Annotated in this window: 26 protein-coding genes; 13 read left to right on the top strand and 13 right to left on the bottom strand. The window is 42.1% G+C overall.

What is annotated here, in order from left to right:
* Positions 1 to 10: 10 nt before the first annotated feature.
* Positions 11 to 997 carry an L-lactate dehydrogenase gene (locus tag HMPREF1150_RS01720; protein WP_009660370.1) on the bottom strand — a complete coding sequence of 329 codons (987 nt, stop codon included), beginning with the start codon at positions 995 to 997 and terminating at the stop codon, positions 11 to 13.
* A gap of 194 nt (positions 998 to 1,191) precedes the next feature.
* Here HMPREF1150_RS01720 and gyrA point away from each other — a divergent pair, with 194 nt between their 5' ends.
* The 3 genes from gyrA to radC all read left to right on the top strand — a co-directional run bounded on the left by gyrA (position 1,192) and on the right by radC (position 5,227).
* A complete protein-coding gene (gyrA, locus tag HMPREF1150_RS01715) occupies positions 1,192 to 3,651 on the top strand; it encodes a DNA gyrase subunit A (RefSeq protein ID WP_032905752.1) in 2,460 nt (819 codons plus the stop codon).
* A 14-nt stretch (positions 3,652 to 3,665) separates the two neighbouring features.
* A complete protein-coding gene (locus tag HMPREF1150_RS01710) occupies positions 3,666 to 4,421 on the top strand; it encodes a class A sortase (RefSeq protein WP_009660518.1) in 756 nt (251 codons plus the stop codon).
* A gap of 122 nt (positions 4,422 to 4,543) precedes the next feature.
* A complete protein-coding gene (radC, locus tag HMPREF1150_RS01705; protein ID WP_009660453.1) occupies positions 4,544 to 5,227 on the top strand; it encodes a DNA repair protein RadC in 684 nt (227 codons plus the stop codon).
* A gap of 69 nt (positions 5,228 to 5,296) precedes the next feature.
* Here the strand turns inward: radC and HMPREF1150_RS01700 are convergent, their stop codons facing one another.
* From HMPREF1150_RS01700 to HMPREF1150_RS01670, 7 genes are all read right to left on the bottom strand, one after another.
* Positions 5,297 to 5,989, bottom strand: a complete 693-nt coding sequence (locus tag HMPREF1150_RS01700; RefSeq protein WP_009660346.1) for a gamma-glutamyl-gamma-aminobutyrate hydrolase family protein — start codon at positions 5,987 to 5,989, stop codon at positions 5,297 to 5,299.
* 24 nt (positions 5,990 to 6,013) lie between these two features.
* Positions 6,014 to 6,661, bottom strand: a complete 648-nt coding sequence (locus HMPREF1150_RS01695) for a redox-sensing transcriptional repressor Rex (RefSeq protein ID WP_002900304.1) — start codon at positions 6,659 to 6,661, stop codon at positions 6,014 to 6,016.
* A gap of 130 nt (positions 6,662 to 6,791) precedes the next feature.
* A complete protein-coding gene (locus HMPREF1150_RS01690) occupies positions 6,792 to 7,007 on the bottom strand; it encodes a DUF4649 family protein (protein WP_009660373.1) in 216 nt (71 codons plus the stop codon).
* Between the two features lie 122 nt (positions 7,008 to 7,129).
* Complete coding sequence (locus HMPREF1150_RS01685) at positions 7,130 to 7,477, bottom strand: DUF1831 domain-containing protein (RefSeq protein ID WP_002902952.1); 348 nt, start codon at positions 7,475 to 7,477, stop codon at positions 7,130 to 7,132.
* A gap of 1 nt (position 7,478) precedes the next feature.
* Positions 7,479 to 8,591 (bottom strand): cysteine desulfurase family protein, encoded by a 1,113-nt coding sequence (locus tag HMPREF1150_RS01680; protein WP_032905754.1) that lies wholly within the window; start codon positions 8,589 to 8,591, stop codon positions 7,479 to 7,481.
* Between the two features lie 10 nt (positions 8,592 to 8,601).
* Positions 8,602 to 9,558, bottom strand: coding sequence for a ribose-phosphate diphosphokinase (locus tag HMPREF1150_RS01675; RefSeq protein WP_002897526.1), 957 nt, complete (start codon positions 9,556 to 9,558; stop codon positions 8,602 to 8,604).
* Positions 9,559 to 9,694: 136 nt separating this feature from the next.
* Positions 9,695 to 10,258 carry a CYTH domain-containing protein gene (locus HMPREF1150_RS01670; protein WP_009660445.1) on the bottom strand — a complete coding sequence of 188 codons (564 nt, stop codon included), beginning with the start codon at positions 10,256 to 10,258 and terminating at the stop codon, positions 9,695 to 9,697.
* Between the two features lie 95 nt (positions 10,259 to 10,353).
* On the opposite strand from HMPREF1150_RS01670, the gene HMPREF1150_RS01665 reads away from it, so the two are divergent.
* The 5 genes from HMPREF1150_RS01665 (at position 10,354) to mutY (ending at position 14,935) form a co-directional block, all read left to right on the top strand.
* Positions 10,354 to 11,025 carry a GTP pyrophosphokinase family protein gene (locus HMPREF1150_RS01665; protein WP_002930530.1) on the top strand — a complete coding sequence of 224 codons (672 nt, stop codon included), beginning with the start codon at positions 10,354 to 10,356 and terminating at the stop codon, positions 11,023 to 11,025.
* Positions 11,000 to 11,827, top strand: coding sequence for an NAD kinase (locus tag HMPREF1150_RS01660; protein WP_009660300.1), 828 nt, complete (start codon positions 11,000 to 11,002; stop codon positions 11,825 to 11,827). Before HMPREF1150_RS01665 ends, HMPREF1150_RS01660 begins: the two co-directional genes overlap by 26 nt.
* A complete protein-coding gene (locus tag HMPREF1150_RS01655) occupies positions 11,824 to 12,714 on the top strand; it encodes an RluA family pseudouridine synthase (RefSeq protein ID WP_009660520.1) in 891 nt (296 codons plus the stop codon). The genes HMPREF1150_RS01660 and HMPREF1150_RS01655 overlap by 4 nt, the downstream gene beginning before the upstream one ends.
* A 20-nt stretch (positions 12,715 to 12,734) precedes the next feature.
* Positions 12,735 to 13,712 (top strand): phosphate acetyltransferase, encoded by a 978-nt coding sequence (gene pta / locus HMPREF1150_RS01650; protein ID WP_009660434.1) that lies wholly within the window; start codon positions 12,735 to 12,737, stop codon positions 13,710 to 13,712.
* A gap of 65 nt (positions 13,713 to 13,777) precedes the next feature.
* The gene (gene mutY / locus HMPREF1150_RS01645) at positions 13,778 to 14,935 is read left to right on the top strand and encodes an A/G-specific adenine glycosylase (RefSeq protein ID WP_009660366.1); all 1,158 of its coding nucleotides are present in this window, start codon (positions 13,778 to 13,780) and stop codon (positions 14,933 to 14,935) included.
* Positions 14,936 to 14,984: 49 nt separating this feature from the next.
* Here mutY and HMPREF1150_RS01640 read toward each other — a convergent pair whose 3' ends face one another.
* The 5 genes from HMPREF1150_RS01640 to HMPREF1150_RS01620 form a co-directional block, all read right to left on the bottom strand.
* On the bottom strand, positions 14,985 to 15,332 hold the full coding sequence (locus HMPREF1150_RS01640) for a thiol reductase thioredoxin (RefSeq protein WP_009660487.1): 348 nt from the start codon (positions 15,330 to 15,332) through the stop codon (positions 14,985 to 14,987).
* Positions 15,333 to 15,456: 124 nt separating this feature from the next.
* Entirely contained in the window at positions 15,457 to 17,175 is a 1,719-nt protein-coding gene (locus HMPREF1150_RS01635; RefSeq protein ID WP_009660464.1) for a phospho-sugar mutase, read from the bottom strand.
* A gap of 236 nt (positions 17,176 to 17,411) precedes the next feature.
* Entirely contained in the window at positions 17,412 to 17,975 is a 564-nt protein-coding gene (locus HMPREF1150_RS01630) for an ECF transporter S component (protein ID WP_009660390.1), read from the bottom strand.
* The gene (coaC, locus tag HMPREF1150_RS01625; protein WP_009660446.1) at positions 17,959 to 18,510 is read right to left on the bottom strand and encodes a phosphopantothenoylcysteine decarboxylase; all 552 of its coding nucleotides are present in this window, start codon (positions 18,508 to 18,510) and stop codon (positions 17,959 to 17,961) included. The genes HMPREF1150_RS01630 and coaC overlap by 17 nt, the downstream gene beginning before the upstream one ends.
* 11 nt (positions 18,511 to 18,521) lie before the next feature.
* Positions 18,522 to 19,205 (bottom strand): phosphopantothenate--cysteine ligase, encoded by a 684-nt coding sequence (locus HMPREF1150_RS01620; protein ID WP_009660397.1) that lies wholly within the window; start codon positions 19,203 to 19,205, stop codon positions 18,522 to 18,524.
* A 212-nt stretch (positions 19,206 to 19,417) separates the two neighbouring features.
* Here HMPREF1150_RS01620 and HMPREF1150_RS01615 point away from each other — a divergent pair, with 212 nt between their 5' ends.
* From HMPREF1150_RS01615 to HMPREF1150_RS01595, 5 genes are all read left to right on the top strand, one after another.
* Positions 19,418 to 21,088 (top strand): formate--tetrahydrofolate ligase, encoded by a 1,671-nt coding sequence (locus tag HMPREF1150_RS01615; protein WP_009660323.1) that lies wholly within the window; start codon positions 19,418 to 19,420, stop codon positions 21,086 to 21,088.
* A gap of 71 nt (positions 21,089 to 21,159) precedes the next feature.
* The gene (locus HMPREF1150_RS01610) at positions 21,160 to 21,693 is read left to right on the top strand and encodes a GNAT family N-acetyltransferase (protein ID WP_009660504.1); all 534 of its coding nucleotides are present in this window, start codon (positions 21,160 to 21,162) and stop codon (positions 21,691 to 21,693) included.
* Positions 21,690 to 22,301, top strand: a complete 612-nt coding sequence (locus HMPREF1150_RS01605) for a DUF5052 family protein (protein WP_009660412.1) — start codon at positions 21,690 to 21,692, stop codon at positions 22,299 to 22,301. The genes HMPREF1150_RS01610 and HMPREF1150_RS01605 overlap by 4 nt, the downstream gene beginning before the upstream one ends.
* Before the next feature lie 3 nt (positions 22,302 to 22,304).
* Positions 22,305 to 22,958, top strand: a complete 654-nt coding sequence (locus tag HMPREF1150_RS01600) for a DNA alkylation repair protein (protein ID WP_009660391.1) — start codon at positions 22,305 to 22,307, stop codon at positions 22,956 to 22,958.
* Positions 22,955 to 23,479, top strand: coding sequence for a GNAT family N-acetyltransferase (locus HMPREF1150_RS01595; RefSeq protein WP_009660315.1), 525 nt, complete (start codon positions 22,955 to 22,957; stop codon positions 23,477 to 23,479). Before HMPREF1150_RS01600 ends, HMPREF1150_RS01595 begins: the two co-directional genes overlap by 4 nt.
* Positions 23,480 to 23,483 lie beyond the last annotated feature (4 nt).

Consider the following 23,483-nt stretch of genomic DNA (forward strand, 5'->3'; position numbering starts at 1 on the left):
TTTTTTATAATTAGTTTTTAGATGCTTCTTGGAATTCAGGATTCTTCCATGCTTCATCAATAATTGCTTGCAATTCTTTAGCAGAAGCTTGCATTTTTTGAGTTTCAGCATCGTTCAATGGGATGTTTACTGGACGTACGATACCGTGAGCACCAACGATAGCAGGCTGACCAATGAAGACATTTTCAACACCATATTGGCCTTCTTGGAAGACTGACAAAGGCAATACAGCATTTTCATCGTCAAGGATAGCTTTTGTGATACGAGCCAAAGCAACCGCGATACCGTAGTAAGTTGCACCTTTTTTGTTGATGATAGAGTAAGCTGCATCACGAACGGAGATGAAAAGATCAACCAAGTCTTGTTCATTCAAGTCACGGTTAGCTTGCAACCATTGCTCCAATTTCACACCTGCAACGTTAGCATGTGACCAAACGGCAAATTCAGAGTCACCATGCTCACCCATGATGTAGGCATGGACAGAACGAGCATCGATACCAATCTTTTCGGCAAGAGCTTGACGGAAGCGAGCTGAGTCAAGTGAAGTACCTGAACCGATAACGCGCTCTTTAGGGAAACCAGAGAATTTCCATGTAGAGTATGTCAAAACGTCCACTGGGTTAGCAGCAACGAGGAAGATACCGTTAAAGCCTGATTCTACGACTTGAGTAACGATAGATTTGTTGATAGCCAAGTTTTTACCAACAAGGTCAAGACGAGTTTCACCTGGTTTTTGAGGTGCACCTGCAGTGATAACAACGAGGTCAGCATCCGCACAGTCTGCATAAGTAGCTGCATAGATTTTTTTAGGTGAAGTGAAGGCAAGGGCATGACTAAGGTCTTCAGCATCACCGACAGCTTTTTCAAATAATTGAGGAATTTCAATGATACCAAGTTCTTGAGCAATACCTTGGGTTACAAGAGCAAATGCGTAAGATGAACCTACAGCACCGTCACCGACAAGGATGACTTTTTTATGTTGTTTAGTAGCAGTCATTTCTAAACATCTCCTTATTTTTTTAGGGAAGATTTCCCATACACATTCATTCTACCACTTTTGACATATTTTGTCACGGTCAACTTGTATATCTAGCGATGTAAACGTTTTTACAAACGGTTCAAAATACTGAAAAATTAAAGAAAATGTGGTATAATATAGGATAGTTCAATATGAAAGAAAGGCATTTTTTAATGCAAGACAGAAACTTAGTAAATGTTAATCTGACTAGTGAAATGAAGACTAGTTTCATCGATTACGCAATGAGTGTTATCGTGGCTCGGGCACTTCCAGATGTTCGTGATGGTCTCAAACCAGTTCACCGTCGGATTCTCTATGGTATGAATGAGCTGGGTGTGACGCCTGAAAAGCCTCACAAGAAATCAGCTCGTATCACAGGGGATGTCATGGGTAAGTATCACCCGCATGGTGACTCCTCTATTTATGAAGCGATGGTGCGGATGGCTCAATGGTGGAGCTATCGCTATATGCTTGTAGATGGCCATGGAAACTTCGGTTCTATGGACGGAGACGGAGCCGCTGCTCAGCGTTATACAGAAGCACGAATGAGCAAGATTGCTCTGGAGATGCTTCGTGATATTAATAAAAATACTGTTGATTATATTGACAACTATGATGCCAGTGAGAGAGAGCCTGTAGTTCTTCCTGCTCGCTTCCCTAACTTGCTTGTAAACGGTGCGACAGGGATTGCAGTTGGGATGGCAACCAATATCCCACCGCATAATCTTGGTGAGTCTATTGATGCAGTTAAGCTTGTCATGGACAATCCGGAAGCATCCACTCGCGATATCATGGAAGTCCTTCCTGGACCAGATTTTCCTACAGGTGCACTGGTTATGGGTAAGTCTGGTATTCACCGGGCTTATGAAACAGGGAAGGGTTCGATTGTTCTTCGTTCTCGCACTGAAATCGAAGAGATGAAAAATGGCCGAGAGCGAATTGTCGTAACTGAGTTCCCTTACATGGTTAATAAGACTAAGGTCCATGAGCATATTGTTCGCCTAGTGCAGGAAAAACGTATTGACGGTATCACAGCTGTTCGAGATGAGTCCAACCGTGAAGGGGTACGTTTTGTTATTGAGGTTCGTCGTGATGCCTCTGCACATGTCATTCTAAATAACCTTTTCAAACTGACTCAGATGCAGACCAATTTCAGCTTCAATATGCTGGCTATTCAAAATGGTGTGCCGAAGATTCTGTCTCTTCGTGAGATTTTGTTGGCTTATATTGAGCACCAAAAGGAAGTGGTGACTCGACGGACGGCTTTTGATAAAGAAAAGGCGGAAGCTCGAGCTCACATCTTGGCTGGTTTGCTGATTGCGTTGGATCATATTGATGAAGTAATTCGCATTATCCGTAATAGCGAGACGGACGCAGAGGCCCAAGCTGAATTGATGGCTAAGTTTGAGCTGTCTGAGCGCCAGAGTCAGGCTATCCTCGATATGCGTCTGCGTCGTCTGACTGGTTTGGAACGTGATAAGATTCAGTCAGAGTACGATGAGCTGATTGCTTTGATTGCGGACTTGGCTGATATCTTGGCTAAGCCAGAGCGCGTTATCGCTATTATCAAGGAAGAGTTAGATGAGGTCAAACGTAAATTTGCGGATGACCGCCGAACTGAGCTGATGGTAGGAGAAGTTCTTTCTCTTGAAGATGAAGATTTGATTGAGGAAGCGGATGTTTTGATTACCCTGTCTAATAAAGGCTATATCAAACGTCTGAATCAGACTGAGTTTACCGCTCAGAAACGTGGTGGTCGAGGTGTTCAAGGAACTGGTGTCAAAGATGATGACTTCGTCAAAGAGCTGGTTTCAACGAGTACTCACGATAGACTGCTCTTCTTTACAAATAAAGGTCGAGTTTATCGTCTCAAAGGATATGAAATCCCTGAGTATGGTCGGACAGCTAAAGGCTTGCCAGTAGTCAATCTCTTGAAGCTCGATGAAGGAGAGACTATTCAGACTATTATTAATGTCCAGCAAGACCGCAGTGATGATTCCTACCTCTTCTTTACTACTCGTCATGGGGTGGTCAAACGGACCAGTGTAACAGAATTTGCTAATATTCGTCAGAATGGTCTCAAGGCTTTGAATTTGAAGGATGAAGACGAGTTAATCAATGTCTTTCTGACAGACGGTGCTGCAGACGTTATTATTGGTACTAAGTTTGGTTATTCTGTCCGCTTCAATGAGAAAGCTGTCCGAAGCATGAGCCGTATAGCGACTGGTGTTCGCGGAGTTAATCTTCGAGATGGTGACCAGGTCGTTGGAGCTGGTGTGATTGCTGAGGGAGACGAAGTGCTTGTTATTACCGAAAAAGGCTACGGTAAGCGAACTCTTGCTAGCGAGTATCCAACCAAGGGCCGTGGCGGTAAAGGGATTAAAACAGCCAATATCACTGATAAGAACGGACCTCTTGCTGGTCTGATGACTGTTACTGGCGAGGAAGATTTGATGATTATCACTAATACTGGTGTCATCATTCGGACCAGTGTGGCTAATATTTCTCAGACCGGTCGCTCAACTATGGGAGTTAAGGTCATGCGTCTGGACCAAAATGCACAGATTGTCACCTTTACAAGCGTCGAAGCAGACGATAAGGAAGATGTAGAAGAGGAAGAAAACGAATCGTAAAAGAGGACCTCTATATGGTACAAGGAAAAAGAAGTCGAAAAAGAAAACAAAGAAGTAAAAGAAATATTTTTATCAATATTGTTGCGACCTTATTAATTATTGTGGCCCTTGGCTTAATCTTTAATGCGCAAATCCGAAACATGATTATGGTTTGGCATACCAACCAATATCAGGTCAGCAAGGTTTCTAAAGACTCTATTGATAAAAATAAAAATGCCGAAACTAGCTTTGATTTTAATAAGGTAGAGTCACTTTCTACAGAAGCAGTTATCAATGCTCAGTGGAAAGCTCAGCAACTGCCTGTTATCGGAGGCATCTCTATTCCAGAAGTATCCATGAACTTGCCGATCTTCAAAGGACTGGATAATGCTGGATTGTATTATGGTGCTGGTACGATGAAAGAGACTCAGCAGATGGGGCAGGGAAATTATGCCTTGGCTAGCCACCATGTCTTTGGCATCACAGGGGCTAGTAACATGCTCTTTTCCCCACTAGATCGGGCTAAGGCTGGTATGAAGATCTATATCACTGATAAAGAGCATGTCTATACTTATGTAATCACTAGTGTTGAAACGGTAACTCCAGATCGAACGGATTTGATTGAGGATACCGAAGGCGTTACAGAGATTACTTTGGTTACTTGTGAGGATGCTGCAGCAACCAATCGAACGATTGTCAAGGGAACGTTAGAAGGCTCTGTCGAGTATGACAAGGCTCCTAAGGATGTTCTTGAATCTTTCAGTAAGTCCTATAATCAAATGCAGATTTAAAGGCAAGAGACTAAAAAAATTTCACTCCAAAGGTTAGAAAGAACTCTAACTTTTGGAGTTTTTTTATATCAATTCTTGCTGATTTTGACTCTTTTTCCGAATAATAAGGTAAGGAGGTTTCTATGTATAGCATTTCATTTCAAGATGATATTAGCATGATGCCGCGGGAGCGTTTGATGAGAGAAGGGGCTGAAAAACTCAGTAACCAAGAGCTTCTATCAATTTTCCTCAGGACAGGCAACAAAAAAGAAACTGTTTTTCAAGTTTCTCAAAGAATTTTATCATCGATTTCCAGTTTGAACGATCTTAAGTATTTAACTTTGCAGGAATTGCAGACTATTTCTGGAATCGGTCCGATTAAGGCTGTGGAGCTGCAGGCCATTATCGAATTAGGACGTCGGATTAACCGAGCAGAGGTTCTGCAGAAAGAGCAGATTATGGGCAGTCAAAAATTAGCCCGGAAGATGCAGCAGGAATTGGGAGATATGAGGCAGGAGTGCTTGGTTGCTATTTATCTTAATAGTCAAAATCAAATTCTGCACCAGCAGACTATTTTTATGGGGACTGTCAGCAGAAGCATTGCTGAGCCGAGAGAAATTCTCCACTACGCTCTTAAGCATCTGGCGACATCTATCATACTGGTACACAATCATCCATCAGGCTCAGTCGTTCCTAGTAGAAACGACGATGAGGTGACCCAGCATATGAAAGAAGCATGTGAGATGATGGGTTTGGTCCTTTTGGATCATTTGATTGTGTCCAAGTCCAACTACTATAGCTATCGAGAGGAGACAGATATGATATAATTTGGTTTACTTGAATATAAAAAAACTTCTATTCGTGTAGAACAGAAGTTTATCTAGGAATAGAGGTTTTTAAAGAATATTGACAACATAATCAAACAGAGCTAAGTCTCCTTCTCTGGAGCCAAACAAGAACTCTGGGTGCCATTGGACGCCAAGGAAAGGACTGCCGTCAGTAGAAGTGATGGCTTCAATAATCTTATCGCGAGGATCATAGGCGATGACTTCTAGGCCAGCAGCTAAATCCTTGATACTTTGGTGGTGGAAGGAGTTGATTTCAGATGCTGGTCCATAGATTTCGTGCAGAATAGAACCGTTCTTGGTCACCATGCTTTGAGTTGTGTACTCAGCAGAGCTATCTTGCCAATGATCTTCAATATCTTGATGAAGAGTGCCACCTAGGGCTACATTATAAAGTTGGGTTCCGCGGCAGACGGTGAAGATAGGTTTATTTTGACGGCGAGCTTCCTTGATTAAAGCTAATTCAAAAATGTCCCGTTTGAGTAGATAATCATCGCTGTCAATGGCTTTTTCTTCTCCATAGAATTGCGGACATACATTCTGACCGCCTGTGATGATTAATTTGTCGACAATGGAAATATACTGTTTAGCCATTTCTTCATCACCGATTGGCAAAATCATTGGAATTCCGCCAACTTCTTTGACACCCTCAACGAATCCTGTCGCTGTATAGCTTATATGGATGAAGTGATCGTCTGGGATTTCTCTTTCATTTCCGGTTATTCCAATAATAGGTTTACTCATAGAGTGTTTAATACCTCTTTCAAATTAATAATCATTTTTTCTCATGAAGTAGAGCAAAGTCTGCAGTTCGCTAGTCAGGTCAACATACTGGACGACCACATCCTTAGGCAGGGATAGGTTTACAGGTGAGAAACAGAGAATGCCCTTGACACCAGCCTGAACTAAGATAGATGCGACTTCTTGAGCTTTTACGCTAGGTACAGTTAGGATGGCAGTTTGCACATTTCCTGACTGTATTTTTTCTTTGATTTGGGAAATTCCATAGATAGGAATCCCATCGCTGGTTGTGCTGCCAACTTCTGGATGGTCATCTGTGTCAAAAGCCATTACAACCTTCATTTTATTGCGCTCATGAAAACGATAGTGCAGCAGAGCCCGCCCCATATTACCAACACCAACAATCATGACATTGGTAATAGCATTGTCGTTTAAGAGGTCAGCAAAAAAGTTCATCAATTTCTTGACATCATAACCAAATCCTCTGCGGCCAAGTTCACCGAAATAAGAAAAATCTCGTCTGACAGTAGCAGAGTCAATACCAATGGCTTCTGCAATTTGTTTGGAGTTTGCTTTTTCGATCTTCTCAGCATTAAAACGTTTAAAAATACGATAGTAGAGCGAAAGCCTTTTAGCAGTAGCTCGGGGAATTGTAGTATTTTTTTCAGTTTTCACAAAATCACAACCTTTCTAATTCTATTTTATAGGAAGTTTGTGAAAAAATCAACTAATTAAGGATGTTTAATGCACTAAAAAAGAAAAGAGTTAACGTTTAAGTTATGTTGCAGTTGCGAAGAGATTAGTCCTAATAGGGAGTTAAGTCTAACTGGTACATCTGGCGGTACAAGTCTCCAATTAGCCCTGCAAAAGGCAGCTGGTGTCCCTTATACGTAACAGAAAGCACCTTGAGCGAGTCAGGAACCGTAACGCAGCCAGAGAAGGCTAGAAGAAATTCATCGAAATCTTCATAGGTAAGTGTTCGTTTTACCTTATATGAGTCCAAATAGGTCAGTTCAACCATCGTTAATCCTTTCCTTTGGTTCGATTAGTCATTTGATATTTTCAAGAGTTCTAAGCAGAAGTCAAGCTTGTTTGGTTTTTTAAAGAGTCTAAATCAAAAAAGCAAAATTGCGAGAATCTTGCTTATTGTGGTGTCTTTTCAAAAATATTTCTTTCAACCAAGCTATCCATCAAGAAATAAAATTTTTGCTGGATAATGTGATGGTCTTCTGATTTGAAAATATTGACCAAGCGCAGGCCTGATTTGTCAGTGATATTGATTTTGAAACCATTCAAATCTTTATTGACGATGATTTTCAGCAGAAAACCATTTCCGCTGTTGGGAACAGATTCCAGCAGACGAGAGAGTTCATAGTTGCCAACCTTGCTTTCAGCGAATGTATTGTCGCGCAAGGTAAATTTCTTGACATTTGGGTGAAGTGAATAGGTATATTCGCAGTTTGCTAAGCTAACAGATGTTTGAAAGGCCATCTTATCCTCCTAAAATTTCTTTTAATTTCTTTGTAAATGATTGAATCTCTTGCAAAGTCGTTTGGTCCGAAGTACTGATTCGAATAGACTCATGCAAGCGGTTGGAATCCTTGCCGTACATAGCCTGCAAAACATGACTGGGTTGTATAGCTCCGGCTGTGCAGGCTGATCCTGTTGAAATGGAAAAGCCATTTAAATCCATTTGAAGCAGAAGTAGATCATTCTTTTGATTGGGAAATCCCAAATTGATGACGTAAGGCAAGCTGGGCTGACTTTCATTTAAGTAAAAGTCAATGTCTGATAAGTCAGCAAGTAAGCTGTCTTTTAAGTCTTGCGCATGCGCTAGATTTTCCTCAAGATGTTCCGTGCTATCTGACAGAGCCGCCGCCATACCTGTGATAGAGATTAGATTTTCAGTTCCGGCCCGGTGTTTTTCTTCCTGGTCGCCACCGTGCATGAAATTGTCAAAATCCATCTTCTTGGCATAAAGGAAGCCAACGCCTTTGGGACCATGAAACTTATGCGCTGAAGCAGAGAGAAAGTCAATCCTTAGCTCGTCAGGGTAGATGGGAAGTTTACCAATTGCTTGGACAGCATCAACGTGAAAAGCAGCAGGATGTTCTTGCAGTAATTCACCAATTTCCTTAATGGGGAGCATGGCACCTGTCTCGTTATTAACCGCCATGACGGACACAAGAATAGTATCAGGCCTAAGAGCCTTCTTAATATCCTCCGCCCGAATCTGACCATCCACCGGCTGAACAAAAGTAGCTTCGAAGAAGAATTTATCTACTAGGTACTCCACCACTTCTAAGACAGCATGGTGTTCAATAGCAGTGGTCACAATATGCTTTCCTCGGTTCTGGTGACGAAGGGCATAGCCTTTGATAGCAGTATTATTGCTTTCAGTGCCGCCTGAAGTAAAAATAATCTTATTGCTTTGAGTATGCAGAGATTGAGCAATATCCTCACGCGCCTGTCTAAGGAGTTTACTAGCTTCTCGGCCATGACTATGCGTACTGGAAGGATTCCCGAAGACAGTCATCGTCTTGGTCATTGCTTGGATTGCAGCGGGCGACAAAGCAGTTGTAGCGGCATTATCTAAATAAATCACTCCGGTTACCTTATTTCTTTTGATAGGCAAAGAGTGGGCTGACTGGTTTTCTTTCTTGGATGCGGACAATGGCATCACCAATCAGTTCACTTGCTGTAATGTAGTGGAGATTCTTAGGTGTTTTTTCTTTGGTATCAACAGAGTCAGTTACAAGAATTTCCCTGATAGGAGAATTATCTAGCAATTCCGCAGCTTTATCCGCAAAGAGACCATGACTGGATACAGCATAGATTTCGACTGCGCCTTCGCGACAGACAATTTTAGCTGCTTCAGAGAAAGTCCGACCGGTATTTAAAATGTCGTCAATCAGAATAGCTTTCTTGCCCTCGACATCTCCAATGATATATCCCTCAGAGCGACCCGCCTCATCTTCGCCATAATCAATGATAGCGATAGGAGCATCCAGATATTCAGCCAGATTGCGGGCGCGTTTTACACCAGAGTTTTTAGGGCTGACGACAACGACATCATCGCCAGTAAGCCCCATGTTGCAGTAGTGTTTGGCAAAGAGTGGGATAGTGAAGAGGTTATCAACTGGGATATCAAAGAATCCTTGGACCTGCACGGCATGAAGATCCAGAGAAATCACACGATCTACTCCAGCTCCGACAAGCATGTTGGCAACCAGTTTAGCTGTGATTGGCTCGCGAGGGGCAGCAGTCCGATCCTGACGGGCATAACCAAAATAAGGCATCACAACATTAATCGTGTTGGCACTTGCACGCTTGCAGGCATCCACCATAATCAAGAGTTCCATCAAGTGATTATTGACAGGGAAACTAGTAGACTGAATGATGTATATATCATAGCCACGGACACTTTCTTCAATGTTAATCTGAATCTCGCCGTCCGAGAATTGGCGGGAGGAAAGTTTTCCCAAAGGAACCCCAGCAGCCTCAGCGATTTTTTCAGCTATGGAATGATTGGAGTTGAGGGAAAAAAGCTTCATATTTTTTTTATCTGACATGAGTTGGACCGTCCTCTTTTTGTGTCATTTCTATAATCTAATGCTCCATGAAATTTATATTTCAATAGTCTTTAGATTGCTACCTTTTATTTTACCAAAAAAATTAGATTATTTCAGCTATTTTGTGGTCGTTGATTTACAAGTTTTCAGAAAATCTTGCTATCTTGCTCTTACTAGGTTTGTAGTCGATGCAGTGCTGTTTTAGGAAGTTGAGGAAATTTTCTTTTCCTTTTTCGAAATCTTCAACTTCGACTTCGAGTTCGAAGTCTGTTTTGCCCAAGTAGTGACTCTCATCCAGAGCAAGCAGACCGATTTCGTCTTCTTTTTCATAGCGGATAGTCTCTAGAGAGCCTAAAACTTTAAAGTCTTGAACGGGAAGTCCTTTTTGAAGCAGCGTCTCTAAAAGCTCTCCCGTAGGAAATTCATTGTTCTGCAAAATATTTTCAGTTTCTTCTGGTGTCAAGTTCTGATTGAGTTCCAAGGCTCCGACTTCTTGAGGAATCTTGAGCGTCAGCTCTGCTTCGCGATGGTTAAAAGTCCGTACTCGAAAAGCCATGTGAGCGTGTCGGATACTCTGCTGGTCTGACTCGATATAGTAGTTGGTCTGGTAAACGGGAGTGATGTCTGCAAACAACTGGAGCAAACGGTCGTGCTCTTCTTTTGTCAGCATGGTTTTGAATTCAATTTCTAAGTGATTCATTTTCATATCCTTTTCTTTTTTTTGAAAGCGATTTATGTTATAATAACAGTTGTGTTTATTTTATACAAAAAATAATGATATGACAAGGTAAGTGTATGACAATAGAATGGGAAGAGTTTTTAGACCCCTATATTCAAGCGGTTGGAGAGCTGAAAATTAAGTTGCGTGGAGTGCGAAAGCAATACCGCAAGCAGCAGCGTCATTCCCCGATTGAGTTTGTGACCGGGCGTGTCAAGCCGATTGAGAGCATTAAAGAAAAGATGATTCTGCGAGGCATTCGCGAGGAAAATATCGAGCAGGAGATGCAGGATATCGCTGGCTTACGAGTTATGGTCCAATTTGTCGATGATGTGGATGAAGTTTTAGAAGTCCTGCGAAACCGGACCGATATGCGCATTGTCCAGGAGCGAGATTACATCAAAAACAAAAAAGCCAGTGGCTATCGGAGCTATCATGTAATCATAGAGTATCCAGTTGATACGATTAATGGTCATAGGCTTATTCTGGCTGAAATTCAGATTCGCACCCTTTCGATGAATTTTTGGGCTACGATTGAGCATTCTTTGAATTACAAGTATAAAGGAGAATTTCCCGAGGAAATCAAATGCCGCTTGGAAACCACAGCTAATCTTGCTTATCAGCTGGACGAGGAGATGGGTGCTATCCGTGACGCTATCCAGGAGGCTCAGGCCCTCTTTGACCCTCTTCACCGCAAGTTAAATGACGGTGTGGGAAATAGTGATGATACAGATGAAGAATACAGATAAAAAAATAGCGATTATACGCAATCGGAAAAGACAGAGTGAACAAGTTTATCAGGATTTGAAGCAGAAGCTGAAACAGAGCGGCTTTATTTTAACTCCTAAGAATCCCGACATCGTGATTTCGGTAGGTGGTGACGGCATGTTGTTGTCGGCTTTTCATATGTATGAAGAACAGCTGGATCGGGTCCGCTTTGTCGGTGTGCATACAGGACATCTCGGATTCTATACGGACTACCGTGATTTTGAACTAGATAAGCTGGTAGAAAATCTCAAATTAGATTCCGGTGCTCAGGTTTCTTATCCAATTTTAAATGTCAAAATTACTTTTGAAAATGGTGATACACGCATCATTCGTGCTTTGAACGAAGCAACAATCAAGCGCTCGGATCGGACTATGGTAGCCGATGTCATTATCAATCGGGTTCATTTCGAGCGTTTCCGAGGAGATGGGATTTCCGTTTCGACTCCGACTGGCAGTACAGCCTATAACAAATCTCTGGGCGGAGCCGTATTGCATCCGACAATCGAAGCCTTGCAAGTAACAGAAATTGCCAGTCTCAACAATCGGGTTTATCGGACGTTGGGCTCATCGGTCATTGTTCCCAAAAAGGATAAGATTGAGTTAGTGCCGACCCGCAGTGACTATCACACTATCGCGGTTGATAATCAGACTTTCTCTTTCAAAAATATTGTCCGCATTGAGTATCAGATTGACAATCATAAGATACATTTTGTGGCTTCGCCAAGCCATACCAGCTTTTGGAATCGTGTCAGAGACTCCTTTATTGGAGAGTGCCAGGAATGAGGTTTGAGTTTATTGCCGACGAACATGTCAAGGTGAAGACTTTTTTGAAGCGGCATGAGATTTCCAAAGGCCTCTTGGCTAAGATAAAATTTTCCGGCGGAAACATTCTCGTCAATCATCAGCCTAAGAACGCTGTTTTTCTCTTGGATATTGGCGATAGGGTAACGATTGATATCCCGTCTGAAAAGGGATTTGAAAGTCTGAAGGCTGTTGATAAGGACTTGTCTGTCATCTATGAAGATGAGCATTTCTTGATTTTGGATAAGCCGGCAGGGGTGGCCAGCATTCCCAGTGTTAACCATTCCAATACTATGGCTAATTTCGTCAAGGCTTACTATATTCGTCAGGGCTATGAAAACCAGCAGGTGCATATCGTGACGCGTCTGGATAAGGATACAAGTGGGCTCATGCTCTTTGCCAAGCATGGCTATGCTCATGCTAGATTGGACAAGCAGCTGCAGAAAAAGCTGATAGAAAAACGCTATTACGCTCTGGTTAGGGGTAGTGGACTCTTAGAAGAACAAGGCGAGATTATTGCTCCGATTGGGCGAAACCCTGAGAGTATCATTACAAGGCTCGTGACAAAGAATGGCAAGTATGCCCATACCAGTTACAAGGTCATAGAGCGATTTGGAGATGTCTATTTGGTTGATATTCATCTGCATACCGGGCGGACTCATCAGATCCGCGTTCACTTTTCACATATTGGCTTTCCGCTTTTGGGTGATGACCTTTATGGAGGGAGTTTGGAGCACAGAATAGAGCGTCAGGCTTTACATTGTCATTCTTTGAAATTTTATAATCCTTTTAGCGGACAGGAAGTTGATCGTGCAAGTCCTTTGCCGGAAGATTTTAAACAAGTTATCGAGAAATTAAAAGCTAAATAGATAAAGGAGTGTTAAGAAGCATGAAAATTTTTGACTCAATTCGTGAAGCCTTGAAGGATAAGGAAGTAAAGATTGTCTTGCCAGAGGGGGAAGAACCGCGTATTCTGCAGGCGACTAAACTATTGGTAAAAGAAACCAGTATTACACCAGTTCTTTTGGGTAATCCTGATAAAATCCGTATTTATCTAGAAATTGAAGGAATAAAAGAAGGGTATCAGGTTATTGATCCTTCAAACTGTTCTTGCTTTGAGGAAATGGTAGAAGCTTTTGTTGAGCGTCGTAAAGGGAAAATCACAGCAGACGAAGCACGCCAGTTGCTCAAAGAAGACGTCAACTACTTTGGTGTCATGTTGGTTTATCTTGGTAAAGTCCAAGGAATGGTATCTGGCGCGATTCACTCCACTGCAGCGACTGTTCGGCCGGCTCTACAAATTATCAAGACTCTGCCTTGGGTTTCTCGCACTTCCGGAGCCTTCCTTATGGTGCGTGATGACGAACGCTACATTTTCAGTGACTGTGCCATCAATATCGATCCAGATGCCAATATCTTGGCAGAGATTGCTGTTAACTCAGCCCTAACAGCGCAGATTTTCGGTATCGATCCTAAAGTTGCTATGCTCAGCTATTCGACCAAGGGCTCTGGTTTCGGAGAAAAGGTTGATAAGGTAGTAGAGGCAACTAAGCTAGCTCGGGAAATGCGTCCAGACTTGGTTATCGATGGTGAATTGCAGTTTGATGCAGCTTTCGTTCCTGCAACAGCAGAGCTGAAAGCACCTGGCAGCCCGGTGGCTGGTCAAGCGACCGTCTTTGTCTTCCCAAGTATTGAGGCTGGTAATATCAGCTACAAGATGGCAGAGCGTTTGGGTGGCTTTTCAGCAGTAGGACCTATCCTGCAGGGCCTTAACCATCCAGTTAATGACCTTTCCCGAGGATGTAATGCGGATGATGTTTATAAGCTGACTTTGATTACAGCCAGTCAGGCTGTCGGTCATTATTAAACGATAAGAAACAATTGGAGGGCATAAGCTCTTCAATTTTTCTTGCCTTATGCTATACTAGATTTATGTTAGATTTGAAAGAATACGGAATTGAGATGTGGGAGGTAGATAAAATTGCCTCTTTTAGAGAGAAATTATTAACTTGGTATGATGAAAATAAACGTGACCTGCCTTGGCGCAGAACAAATAATCCTTATCATATCTGGGTTTCCGAGATTATGCTGCAACAGACTCGGGTAGATACGGTGATTCCTTACTATGAAAGTTTTCTAGACTGGTTCCCGACAGTAGCTGACTTAGCACAGGCGCCAGAGGATAGACTGCTCAAGGCTTGGGAAGGGTTGGGTTATTATTCGCGGGTGCGAAATATGCAAAAAGCAGCCCAGCAGATAATGACAGATTTCGCTGGAAAATTTCCTGATAGCTATGAAGGAATTGCTAGCCTCAAAGGAATTGGGCCTTATACGGCTGGCGCCATTGCTAGTATCGCCTTTGGTCTAGCTGAGCCCGCGGTGGATGGCAATGTCATGCGGGTGCTGAGTCGATTGTTTGAAGTTGATTTAGATATCGGTCACCCCAGCAATCGAAAGGTATTTCAGGATATGATGGAGATTCTGATTGATCCAGACAGACCTGGAGATTTCAATCAGGCACTGATGGATCTGGGGTCAGATATCGAAGCTCCTGTTAATCCTCGTCCAGAAGACAGTCCTGTAAAAGAGTTCAGCGCAGCCTATTTACACGGAACAATGGATAAATATCCAATTAAAGCACCTAAAAAGAAGCCAGTTCCAGTCTATCTGCAAGGCTTGATTATCGAAAACGATCAGGGACAATTTTTGCTTGAAAAGAATGAGGCTGCTGGCTTGTTATCAGGTTTTTGGCATTTTCCATTGATTGAAATCGAGGAATTTCAAACTGAAAATCAGATGTCCCTCTTTGAGGTGGCAGAAAATCAGCCCAGTCTTGACTTGTCACCTCAAGAAAGCTTTGAGCAGGATTATGATTTGATTGTTGACTGGCAGCAGCAGCCCTTTTCAAAAGTGCAACATGTTTTCAGCCATCGCAAGTGGCATATCCAGCTGGCTTATGGCCGAGTTAAAGATAGCCAGCACGCAGCGGAGGGAGAGGTCTTGTGGCTTCATCCAGAAGACTTTGGCAATTACCCCTTTGCCAAACCCCAGCAGAAGATGTGGGAGGCTTTTCAGAAAGTTAGAAATTAATAAAAAATCTGAGACCCTTTTTGTCTCAGATTTTTGAATTGAATCAATTTTATAAGTTTGCAAAAGCTTTAATCTCATCTGCAGTCATAGAAGAATCACAACGAACAGAGACTTGGCCGTCTTGAACATGAACAAAACCAGGAACCGTCGGAATGCTATATTCAGAGCGGAAGGTTTGCAGTTTCTCTAATTCGCTGGCTTCTTCGCTATTGATAAAGAAAATATGTGCCTTAGTGTCAGCGACAACGCCAGCAAGAGTAGCAGCGAATTTACGGCAGTAAGGGCAAGTTTTGCGACCGACGAAGAAAGTTGCAGTCTCTTTGTCAGCAATCGCTTGACGAGCACGGTCAACAGTTGTAATTTCTAGGTCTTTAATATTTTGAGCAAATTGTTCCATAAATGATCCTCATTTCTTTTGATAAAACTAGTATGCCATAAAAAGCAGAAAAATGCTTGATTTGGAAACGAAAAACCAGAGAATGTGAAATTCATCCTCTGGTTGATTGGTTGATAGTGTTATTTTACTTGATAAAGGCATTAATCTCTGCTTCAATAGCAGCAATTTTTGCTTGAGCATCTTCATTACTATCACCGACAACGGCAATGTAGAACTTGATTTTTGGTTCTGTTCCAGATGGGCGGACAGCAATCCAAGAACCGTCAGCCAAGGTGTATTTCAGCACATCGCTTGGAGGAGTTGTCAGAGCTGTAACAGTACCATCAGCAGCGGTAGAAGTCTGCGCCTTAAAGTCTTCAGTAACAGAAATAGCAGTAGCGTTGAAATCTTTTGGACCATTGTCACGGAACTTAGCCATGATAGCCTTGATTTGCTCAGCTCCATCAACACCAGACAAGGTCACAGAGATAGTCTTTTCAGCAAAGTAACCATACTCTTTGTAGATTTCTTCAATACCGTCAGCCAGAGTCAAGCCACGTGAGCGGTAGTAGGCAGCAAGCTCAGCCACGACCAAAACAGCTTGGATAGCGTCTTTATCACGTACAAATGGCTTAATCAGATAGCCGAAGCTTTCTTCAAATCCCATCATGTAGGTGTGGTTGTGTTTTTCTTCGAATTCTTGAATCTTTTCAGCGATAAATTTGAAACCAGTCAAGACATTGAACATGGTTGCGCCATAGCTTTCAGCAATCTTAGTCACCAGGTCAGTAGAAACGATAGACTTGCAGAGAGCAGCGTTAGCTGGCAGAGTTCCAGCGTTCTTATGAGCTTCCAAGATGTATTTAGCCATGATAGCTCCGATTTGGTTACCTGAAAGATTGAGATAGCTACCGTCTTTTTGTAGAACTTCTACACCGACACGGTCAGCATCTGGGTCAGTTGCAACCAAGACATCTGCACCAACCTTACGGCCTAATTCCTCAGCCAAGGAAAAGGCTGCTTGGCTTTCAGGGTTTGGAGACTTAACAGTAGAGAAGTCAGGATCAGCTACAGCTTGAGCTTCAACAACTTCTACAGAATCAAATCCAGCTTGAGCCAAAGCGCGACGAGCCAACATTTCACCAGTACCGTGCAGAGGAGTGTAGACAATCTTCATGTCCTTACCGTATTCATCAATCAGTTTTTGGTTGATATTGACATCTTTAACTTCCTTGAGGTATTCAGCATCAATAGCATCGCCAATCACTTCAATCAAGCCAGAAGCTTTTTCAGCTTCAACATCAGCGACCTCAATAGCAAAAGGATTTTCAATAGCACGGATGTAGTCAGTCAATGCATCCGCATCATGCGGAGGCATTTGTCCGCCGTCTTCACCATATACCTTGTAGCCATTAAATGGAGCAGGGTTGTGGCTGGCTGTAATCATGATACCAGCAAAAGTTCCTAAATGACGTACCGCAAATGAAAGTTCTGGAGTTGGGCGCAGACTTTCAAAGACATAGGACTTGATGCCGTGCTTAGCTAAAACAGCAGCAGATTCAAAGGCAAATTCTGGTGAGAAATGACGGGAGTCGTAAGCAATCGCGACACCGCGTTTTTTGAACTCATCACCTTTTTCTTCAATCAAGCGAGCCAAACCTTCAGTTGCCTGACGGACAACATAAATATTAATACGGTTGGTACCAGCGCCTATCAAACCACGCATACCAGCAGTACCAAACTCAAGATTGGTGTAAAAGGCATCTTCCTTAGTTTTTTCGTCCATACTGTTCAAGTCTTGACGAAGATAGTCAGGAAGTTCAGCATAATCAAGCCATTTTTTGAAGTTATCTTGATAAGTCATAGGTGGAGTCTCCTTTATTTTTGAAATGAAGAGATGGAAATTTTAGTAAAAAATCCTGCTCTTAAATTTTCTTAATCGCTTTCATTGTAGCATATTTTCATTAATTTTGAAAGAGGTTACCTAGAAAACGATGAAATACTTTTCAAGCTATCGTTTCAAGGATTTCAGAATATTAGAGCAGAATTGCAGTATAAAAAAGACCAAAGCAAGGCTTGGTCCAGAAAACTAACTCATCATCATTTTTTGGCTTTTTCAAGCGCAGGAATGATAGTTGCTGTCAAAATCGCAGAAATGATTAACTCGGCAATGGAATTTGCTGATAGAATCACAGCCAGAAGTGCTTTGATATCACCTTGGTATACATTTGCAAAGAGAAAGAAGATACCGCCCAAGACGAAGATGGTATTAGTGGCAGAACCAACGGAGCCTGCTAGAATCAAGCCGGCTTTATTTTTCATTGCTTTATATACGAAATAAGGAGTGATACCGATGAGAATGCGAGGCACCATTGCAACAAGAAGCGAAGAAAGGCTTCCATTTGGTACAAAAGGACTAAAGAGATAGCTGGTTGGCAGCAGCACCAAGGTATTGGTAACAACGCTGATACATCCCATGAGGCCACCTAGAACAGCTCCGACTTTAGGGCCATAGAGGATACTGGCGATAATCACTGGAATGTGAATAATCGTAGGTTTAATCGGTACTGGAAGTAAGTTGAAAATGACTGAGCTGAGCAGGTGCAGTACCAACATAATGGCAAAGAAAATAGCAATTTGAGCAATTTTAGATTGTTTTTTCATAAATAAGTTCCTTTACTGTATCAATAATTGTATCAATTTCAGCTAGAGCACCTGTCCCCTGATCGCCACAGGCTAGAACAGCTTCGCGCGGTTGGATAATCTTCCATCCAAAAAGCTGCAGATGCTCCAAATTGTGCTGGGTTAGTGGATTTTCAAACATCTTAGTGTTCATAGCTGGAGCCAAAACTTTCTTGGTATGAGGCGGCAGAGCCAGAGCAGTAGCAGTCACCATATTATCAGCTAAACCGTTGGCTAGTTTAGCGATGGAATTGGCTGTTGCAGGCGCAAGCAGAAAGAGGTCAGACTCTTTAGCGATATCAATGTGATTGACCTTGCTAGGGTCAGGTTCTTGCATAATATCAATGGCAACTGGTCTTTGTGACAAGACCTGCAGGGTCAGCGGTGTGATAAATTCTGTTGCAGCATCTGTCATGAGGACAGCAACTTCAAAATTCTCTTTCTTTAGACGGCTAGTGATGTCAGCAGCCTTGTAAGCTGATATGCTGCCGCTGACGGCTAAGGTAATCTGTGTCATCATTTACCTCCTTATGGACTATGGATATGCAGGTAGAGGAGCTGAGCAATTTCTTCTTTGGATTGAGCTTGAGTCACAGTTTCTTTTCCGACAAGATAGGCTTTGTGCTCCTTACTAGAAATCTCTGTCAAATCATTGGCGACAATGATTTCTGCCTGATTTTTTATGAGAGTGGCTCTTGCGGTCTTGAATAACTCTTCCTTAGAAACATCAACCAAGAGTTTGAAGCCAATCAAGCGAATATCTGGCTTCCATTTTTTTACCAGACTGATGATTTTCGGAGTCTTTTTGAGAAAAAGGACTTGAACATCATCCTGAGAAGAAATCTTACTTTCTGAGTTAGTCTTATTCAGAAATTCAGTCATGTCAGAGCTAGCTGCTACAGCTTCCAAACCAGTCATGTAGACGGGTGTGTAGTCTGAGACAGCCATTGCATGAATCAATGCATCATGTGTGTGAACGAGCGGCTCCAAGTTTTCAAGCAGTTCTGCAACATTTTCAATCTGGATAATGGTAAGATTGGGGTGAGCAGCAGGGAGAACAGCCGTGGGAGTCGTCACCAGAGTCACCTGATCGCCCTTGTCTAGGAAAGTTTCAGTTATGATTTTGCCAAGCCAGCCTGTCGAATGATTGGTAATAGAGCGGACACGGTCGATTTTCTCGCTGGTCCCGCCAGAAGTAATCAATATGTTCATAGCACTATTTTACAAGAAAAAAGAAATTTAGTAAAATAATTCTAATTGCAGAGTGTCACAGCGGAAAAATTTCTCTAAAATCTTATATTTCAGAGGACAGGAATTTCTAATTTTTTGTTTTTCCCGAACATTAAAATATTTTTAGAGCTTAATCATGTTGATTTTGCTCTTTTTTGTTATAATCTTTATATTAATTGACAGAGGAGTTCTTGATGAAAACAGATATTGAAATTGCTCAAAGTGTTGAATTGCAGCCTATTGTGGATGTGGTGAAAAAAGTCGACATCGACTATGACGACTTAGAACTATATGGTAAGTATAAGGCTAAGCTTAGCTTTAATAAAATTCGTGAGGTTGAAAAAAATCCTGTTGGTAAACTGATTTTGGTAACGGCAATCAATCCGACACCTGCTGGAGAAGGAAAGTCTACCATTACCATTGGACTAGCAGATGCGCTCAATAAAATTGGCAAGAAAACTATGATTGCTATCCGGGAACCATCTCTAGGGCCTGTGATGGGTATAAAAGGAGGCGCAGCTGGTGGTGGTCACGCGCAGGTTCTACCGATGGAAGACATTAACTTGCATTTTACTGGTGATATGCATGCCATCACGACAGCCAATAATGCCCTGTCAGCTCTTATCGATAATCATCTTCATCAGGGAAATGCACTGGGAATCGATCAACGCCGCATTATCTGGAAGCGGGTGGTTGACCTAAATGACCGAGCTCTTCGCCATGTGACCGTTGGCTTAGGAAGTCCAGTTAATGGTATTCCGCGAGAAGATGGTTTTGACATTACGGTTGCATCTGAAATTATGGCGATTCTTTGCCTAGCTACGGATATTGAAGATTTGAAAAAGCGCTTGGCTAACATTGTCATCGGTTATCGCTATGACCGCTCACCAGTCTATGTTCGTGACCTTGAGGTAGAAGGAGCCTTGGCTTTAGTCTTGAAAGATGCGATTAAGCCAAATCTAGTTCAGACTATTTACGGGACACCAGCCTTTGTTCATGGCGGTCCTTTTGCCAATATCGCCCACGGATGTAATTCTGTCTTAGCGACTAGTACAGCGCTGCGCTTGGCTGATTATACGGTGACTGAAGCAGGGTTTGGTGCGGACCTTGGTGCTGAGAAATTCTTAGATATTAAAACTCCAAACTTACCGACTTCTCCAGATGCAGTCGTAATCGTTGCAACCTTGCGCGCCCTCAAGATGAATGGTGGAGTAGCTAAGGATGCACTTACAGAAGAGAATATTGAGGCGGTACGAGCTGGCTTTGCCAATCTCAAACGTCACGTTGAAAATATCCGCAAGTTCGGTATCCCAGTAGTAGTGGCCATCAATGAATTTGTATCTGACACGGAAGCTGAAATTGCTGCTCTTAAGGAACTTTGTGCAGAAATTAAGGTACCCGTTGAGCTTGCTAGTGTATGGGCTGATGGCGCTCAAGGTGGTGTAGCTCTAGCTGAAACTGTTGTCAAAACTATTGACGAAAAACCAGCGCATTACACTCGCCTCTATGACAATGACCTCTCTATTGAAGAAAAAATAGAGAAAATTGTCACAGAAATCTATCGTGGTTCAAAGGTGAACTTTGAGAAAAAAGCGCAGACTCAGATTAGCGAAATTGTCAAAAACGGTTGGGACAAGCTGCCAATCTGCATGGCCAAAACACAGTATAGTTTTTCAGACAATCCTGCTGCTCTGGGTGCGCCAGAAAACTTTGAAATCACCATTCGTGAATTGGTTCCAAAACTTGGAGCAGGCTTTATTGTGGCTTTGACAGGAGATGTCATGACCATGCCAGGATTGCCAAAACGTCCTGCAGCACTCAATATGGATGTGGCGACAGATGGCACAGCGATTGGTCTATTTTGATCTTGGTTTAAAAGGCTCTTTACGAGCTTTTTTTGGTATAATAATGAAAATATGAAGAATATGGACTGATTATGGATATCCGATTAGCTAAGCCATCAGATGCGAGATCTTTGTTAGATATATACGCGCCTTATGTAGAAAATACAGCCATTACTTTTGAATATGAAGTTCCGACTATTGAGGTTTTTGCAACTAGGATTGAGAGAACATTGGGAAAATATCCTTATTTGGTAGCTGAAGAAGATGGTGCTATCTTAGGTTATGCCTACGCTTCAACTTATTATGCGCGTGCAGCCTATGATTGGGCGGTGGAATTATCCGTCTATGTCAGTCAAGATGCTAGAGGAAAAGGAGTCGGCAGTAAGCTTTATGATGAACTTGAAGACCTGTTAGATCAGATGGGATATATGCATTTTCTAGCCTGTATTTCTCTGCCTAACGAAGATAGCATTGCTTTTCATACTAAGCGAGGCTATCAGCAGGTGGCGCATTTCCCTAAAATTGGCTATAAATTTAACCGTTGGCATGACATTGTTTGGCTGCAAAAGTCCTTAGACAAGCAAGCTGGACCAATTAAATTTTTAAAAGAAATGGAGTGGAAATGATGAAAAAGAAACATTTATTAATAATTCTTCTAAGTATTGCCCTTTTGATTTTGAGCGGCTGTCAGGCCGTTGAAAATTGGTTTAAAAATGCCAAAGAGGAATGGATTGGTTTAGAGATGACGGTTCGCACCTATGATGAGAATTCCCAACTCATAGACCAGATGTCGGGCAAGTCCCTATCCATCTCGCGTAACGAGGAGTTTGATTCAGTTGATGCGGAAGGAAATTCCAAGGAAGATTCTTCTGTGCTCAAAATCACCTTGGGTAAGTATGAGATTGACCATGTGGGCTCTTCCTTAATTGCAGAAGAAAAAGGCTTGAAAGATGTCTTTGCTCAATATCAAAAGACTGCAGATGTTGAGGAGAATAGCCATTCTGTCCCTGTTTTAAATCGAATGATTTCAGCTTTTAAAAACGACTTTACCGGAAAGAAAAAGGTTATTCTGATTCGCTCTCAAAACGGAACTCCGCTGGCTGCCTATGCTGGAGACCGTGTCTCTCTTGATAAGTCAGATGCTCCTAAAACCTCTGAATTGCTGATTGACGGCAAGCGCCTCGTGATTTACCGCTGTGACTACACTATTTATGACCGTGAATTGCTGGAGTAAACTATGGATGTAGAGGAATTAGAAAAAGAGTTAAAAGCTGTAGCTAACCCAGATGATGCGGTGGCTATGAAAGCCTATATGAAAAATAAATTTGAGTTTCTAGGAGTCAAGACTCCGGCCAGACGGAAGCTCACAAAGGCTTTTTTCAAACAGCAGACTGACTCCGTTATTGACTGGGATTTTATAAATGAAACTTGGAGTAATTCTTATCGAGAATTACAGTATGCTGCGCTAGATTATCTGGAAAGTCGCAAGAAACTATTGACTCCATCTGACTTGCCACGTTTGAAGAAGCTGGCTCAAACAAAATCTTGGTGGGATACCATAGACTTTTTGGACCGCTTGGTCGGATCAATCATTGCTCGATTCCCAGAAACCAAAGAGATTATTTTAGCTTGGAGTTGTGATGAGGATATCTGGCTGCGGCGCTTGGCCATTGACCATCAACTACTGCGAAAAGAGGAAACTGATACTGAACTGTTAGAAAAGATTTTAGTGAATAATTTAGGTAAATCAGAATTCTTCATTAACAAGGTTATCGGCTGGGCGCTGAGAGATTATTCTAAAACCAATCCAGACTGGGTCAGAGATTTCATAGAACGGCATCAGACAAAAATGGCTGCGCTTAGTATTCGAGAGGGAAGTAAGTATTTATGAAACATGTTTATTTAAAATATCTGGAAGAGAAGGATTACTCAGTTTGGCTGGAAGGATTTTCAAATAGACTACCATCCCAATCACCGTTTGATGACGGGCTTTTAGATATGACAATTTGTACAGAAAGTTGGTTTGCGGATTTGGTGGCAAAGCACCGCGATTTTCGAGAAAAAGATCAGCAGTATATTTGGGGAATTTACGATGCAAAAAGCGGAAAACATGTAGGTATGGTTAATTTATTTGTGCTAGCTAGAGACGATTTCCAATGGGCGGAAATAGGTTATACGATACATAATCAATTTTGGCGTCAGGGCTACGCCAGAGCTATGTTAGAAGAACTCAAGAAAGTTAGTCGCGAACTAGGATTTCATCGTTTAGAAGCACATGTTGATCTACAGAACATCCCTTCGCAAAAATTACTAGAGCAAGCTGATTTCTATCTTGAAGGAGTACGGAAACAATTCCAAAAAGAAGGGCAGGAGTGGAAGGATAGACAAGTTTTTGTTTATATTTTAGATTAAATAC

Source organism: Streptococcus sp. AS14 (genome assembly GCF_000286495.1).
Lineage (GTDB): Bacteria > Bacillota > Bacilli > Lactobacillales > Streptococcaceae > Streptococcus > Streptococcus sanguinis_P.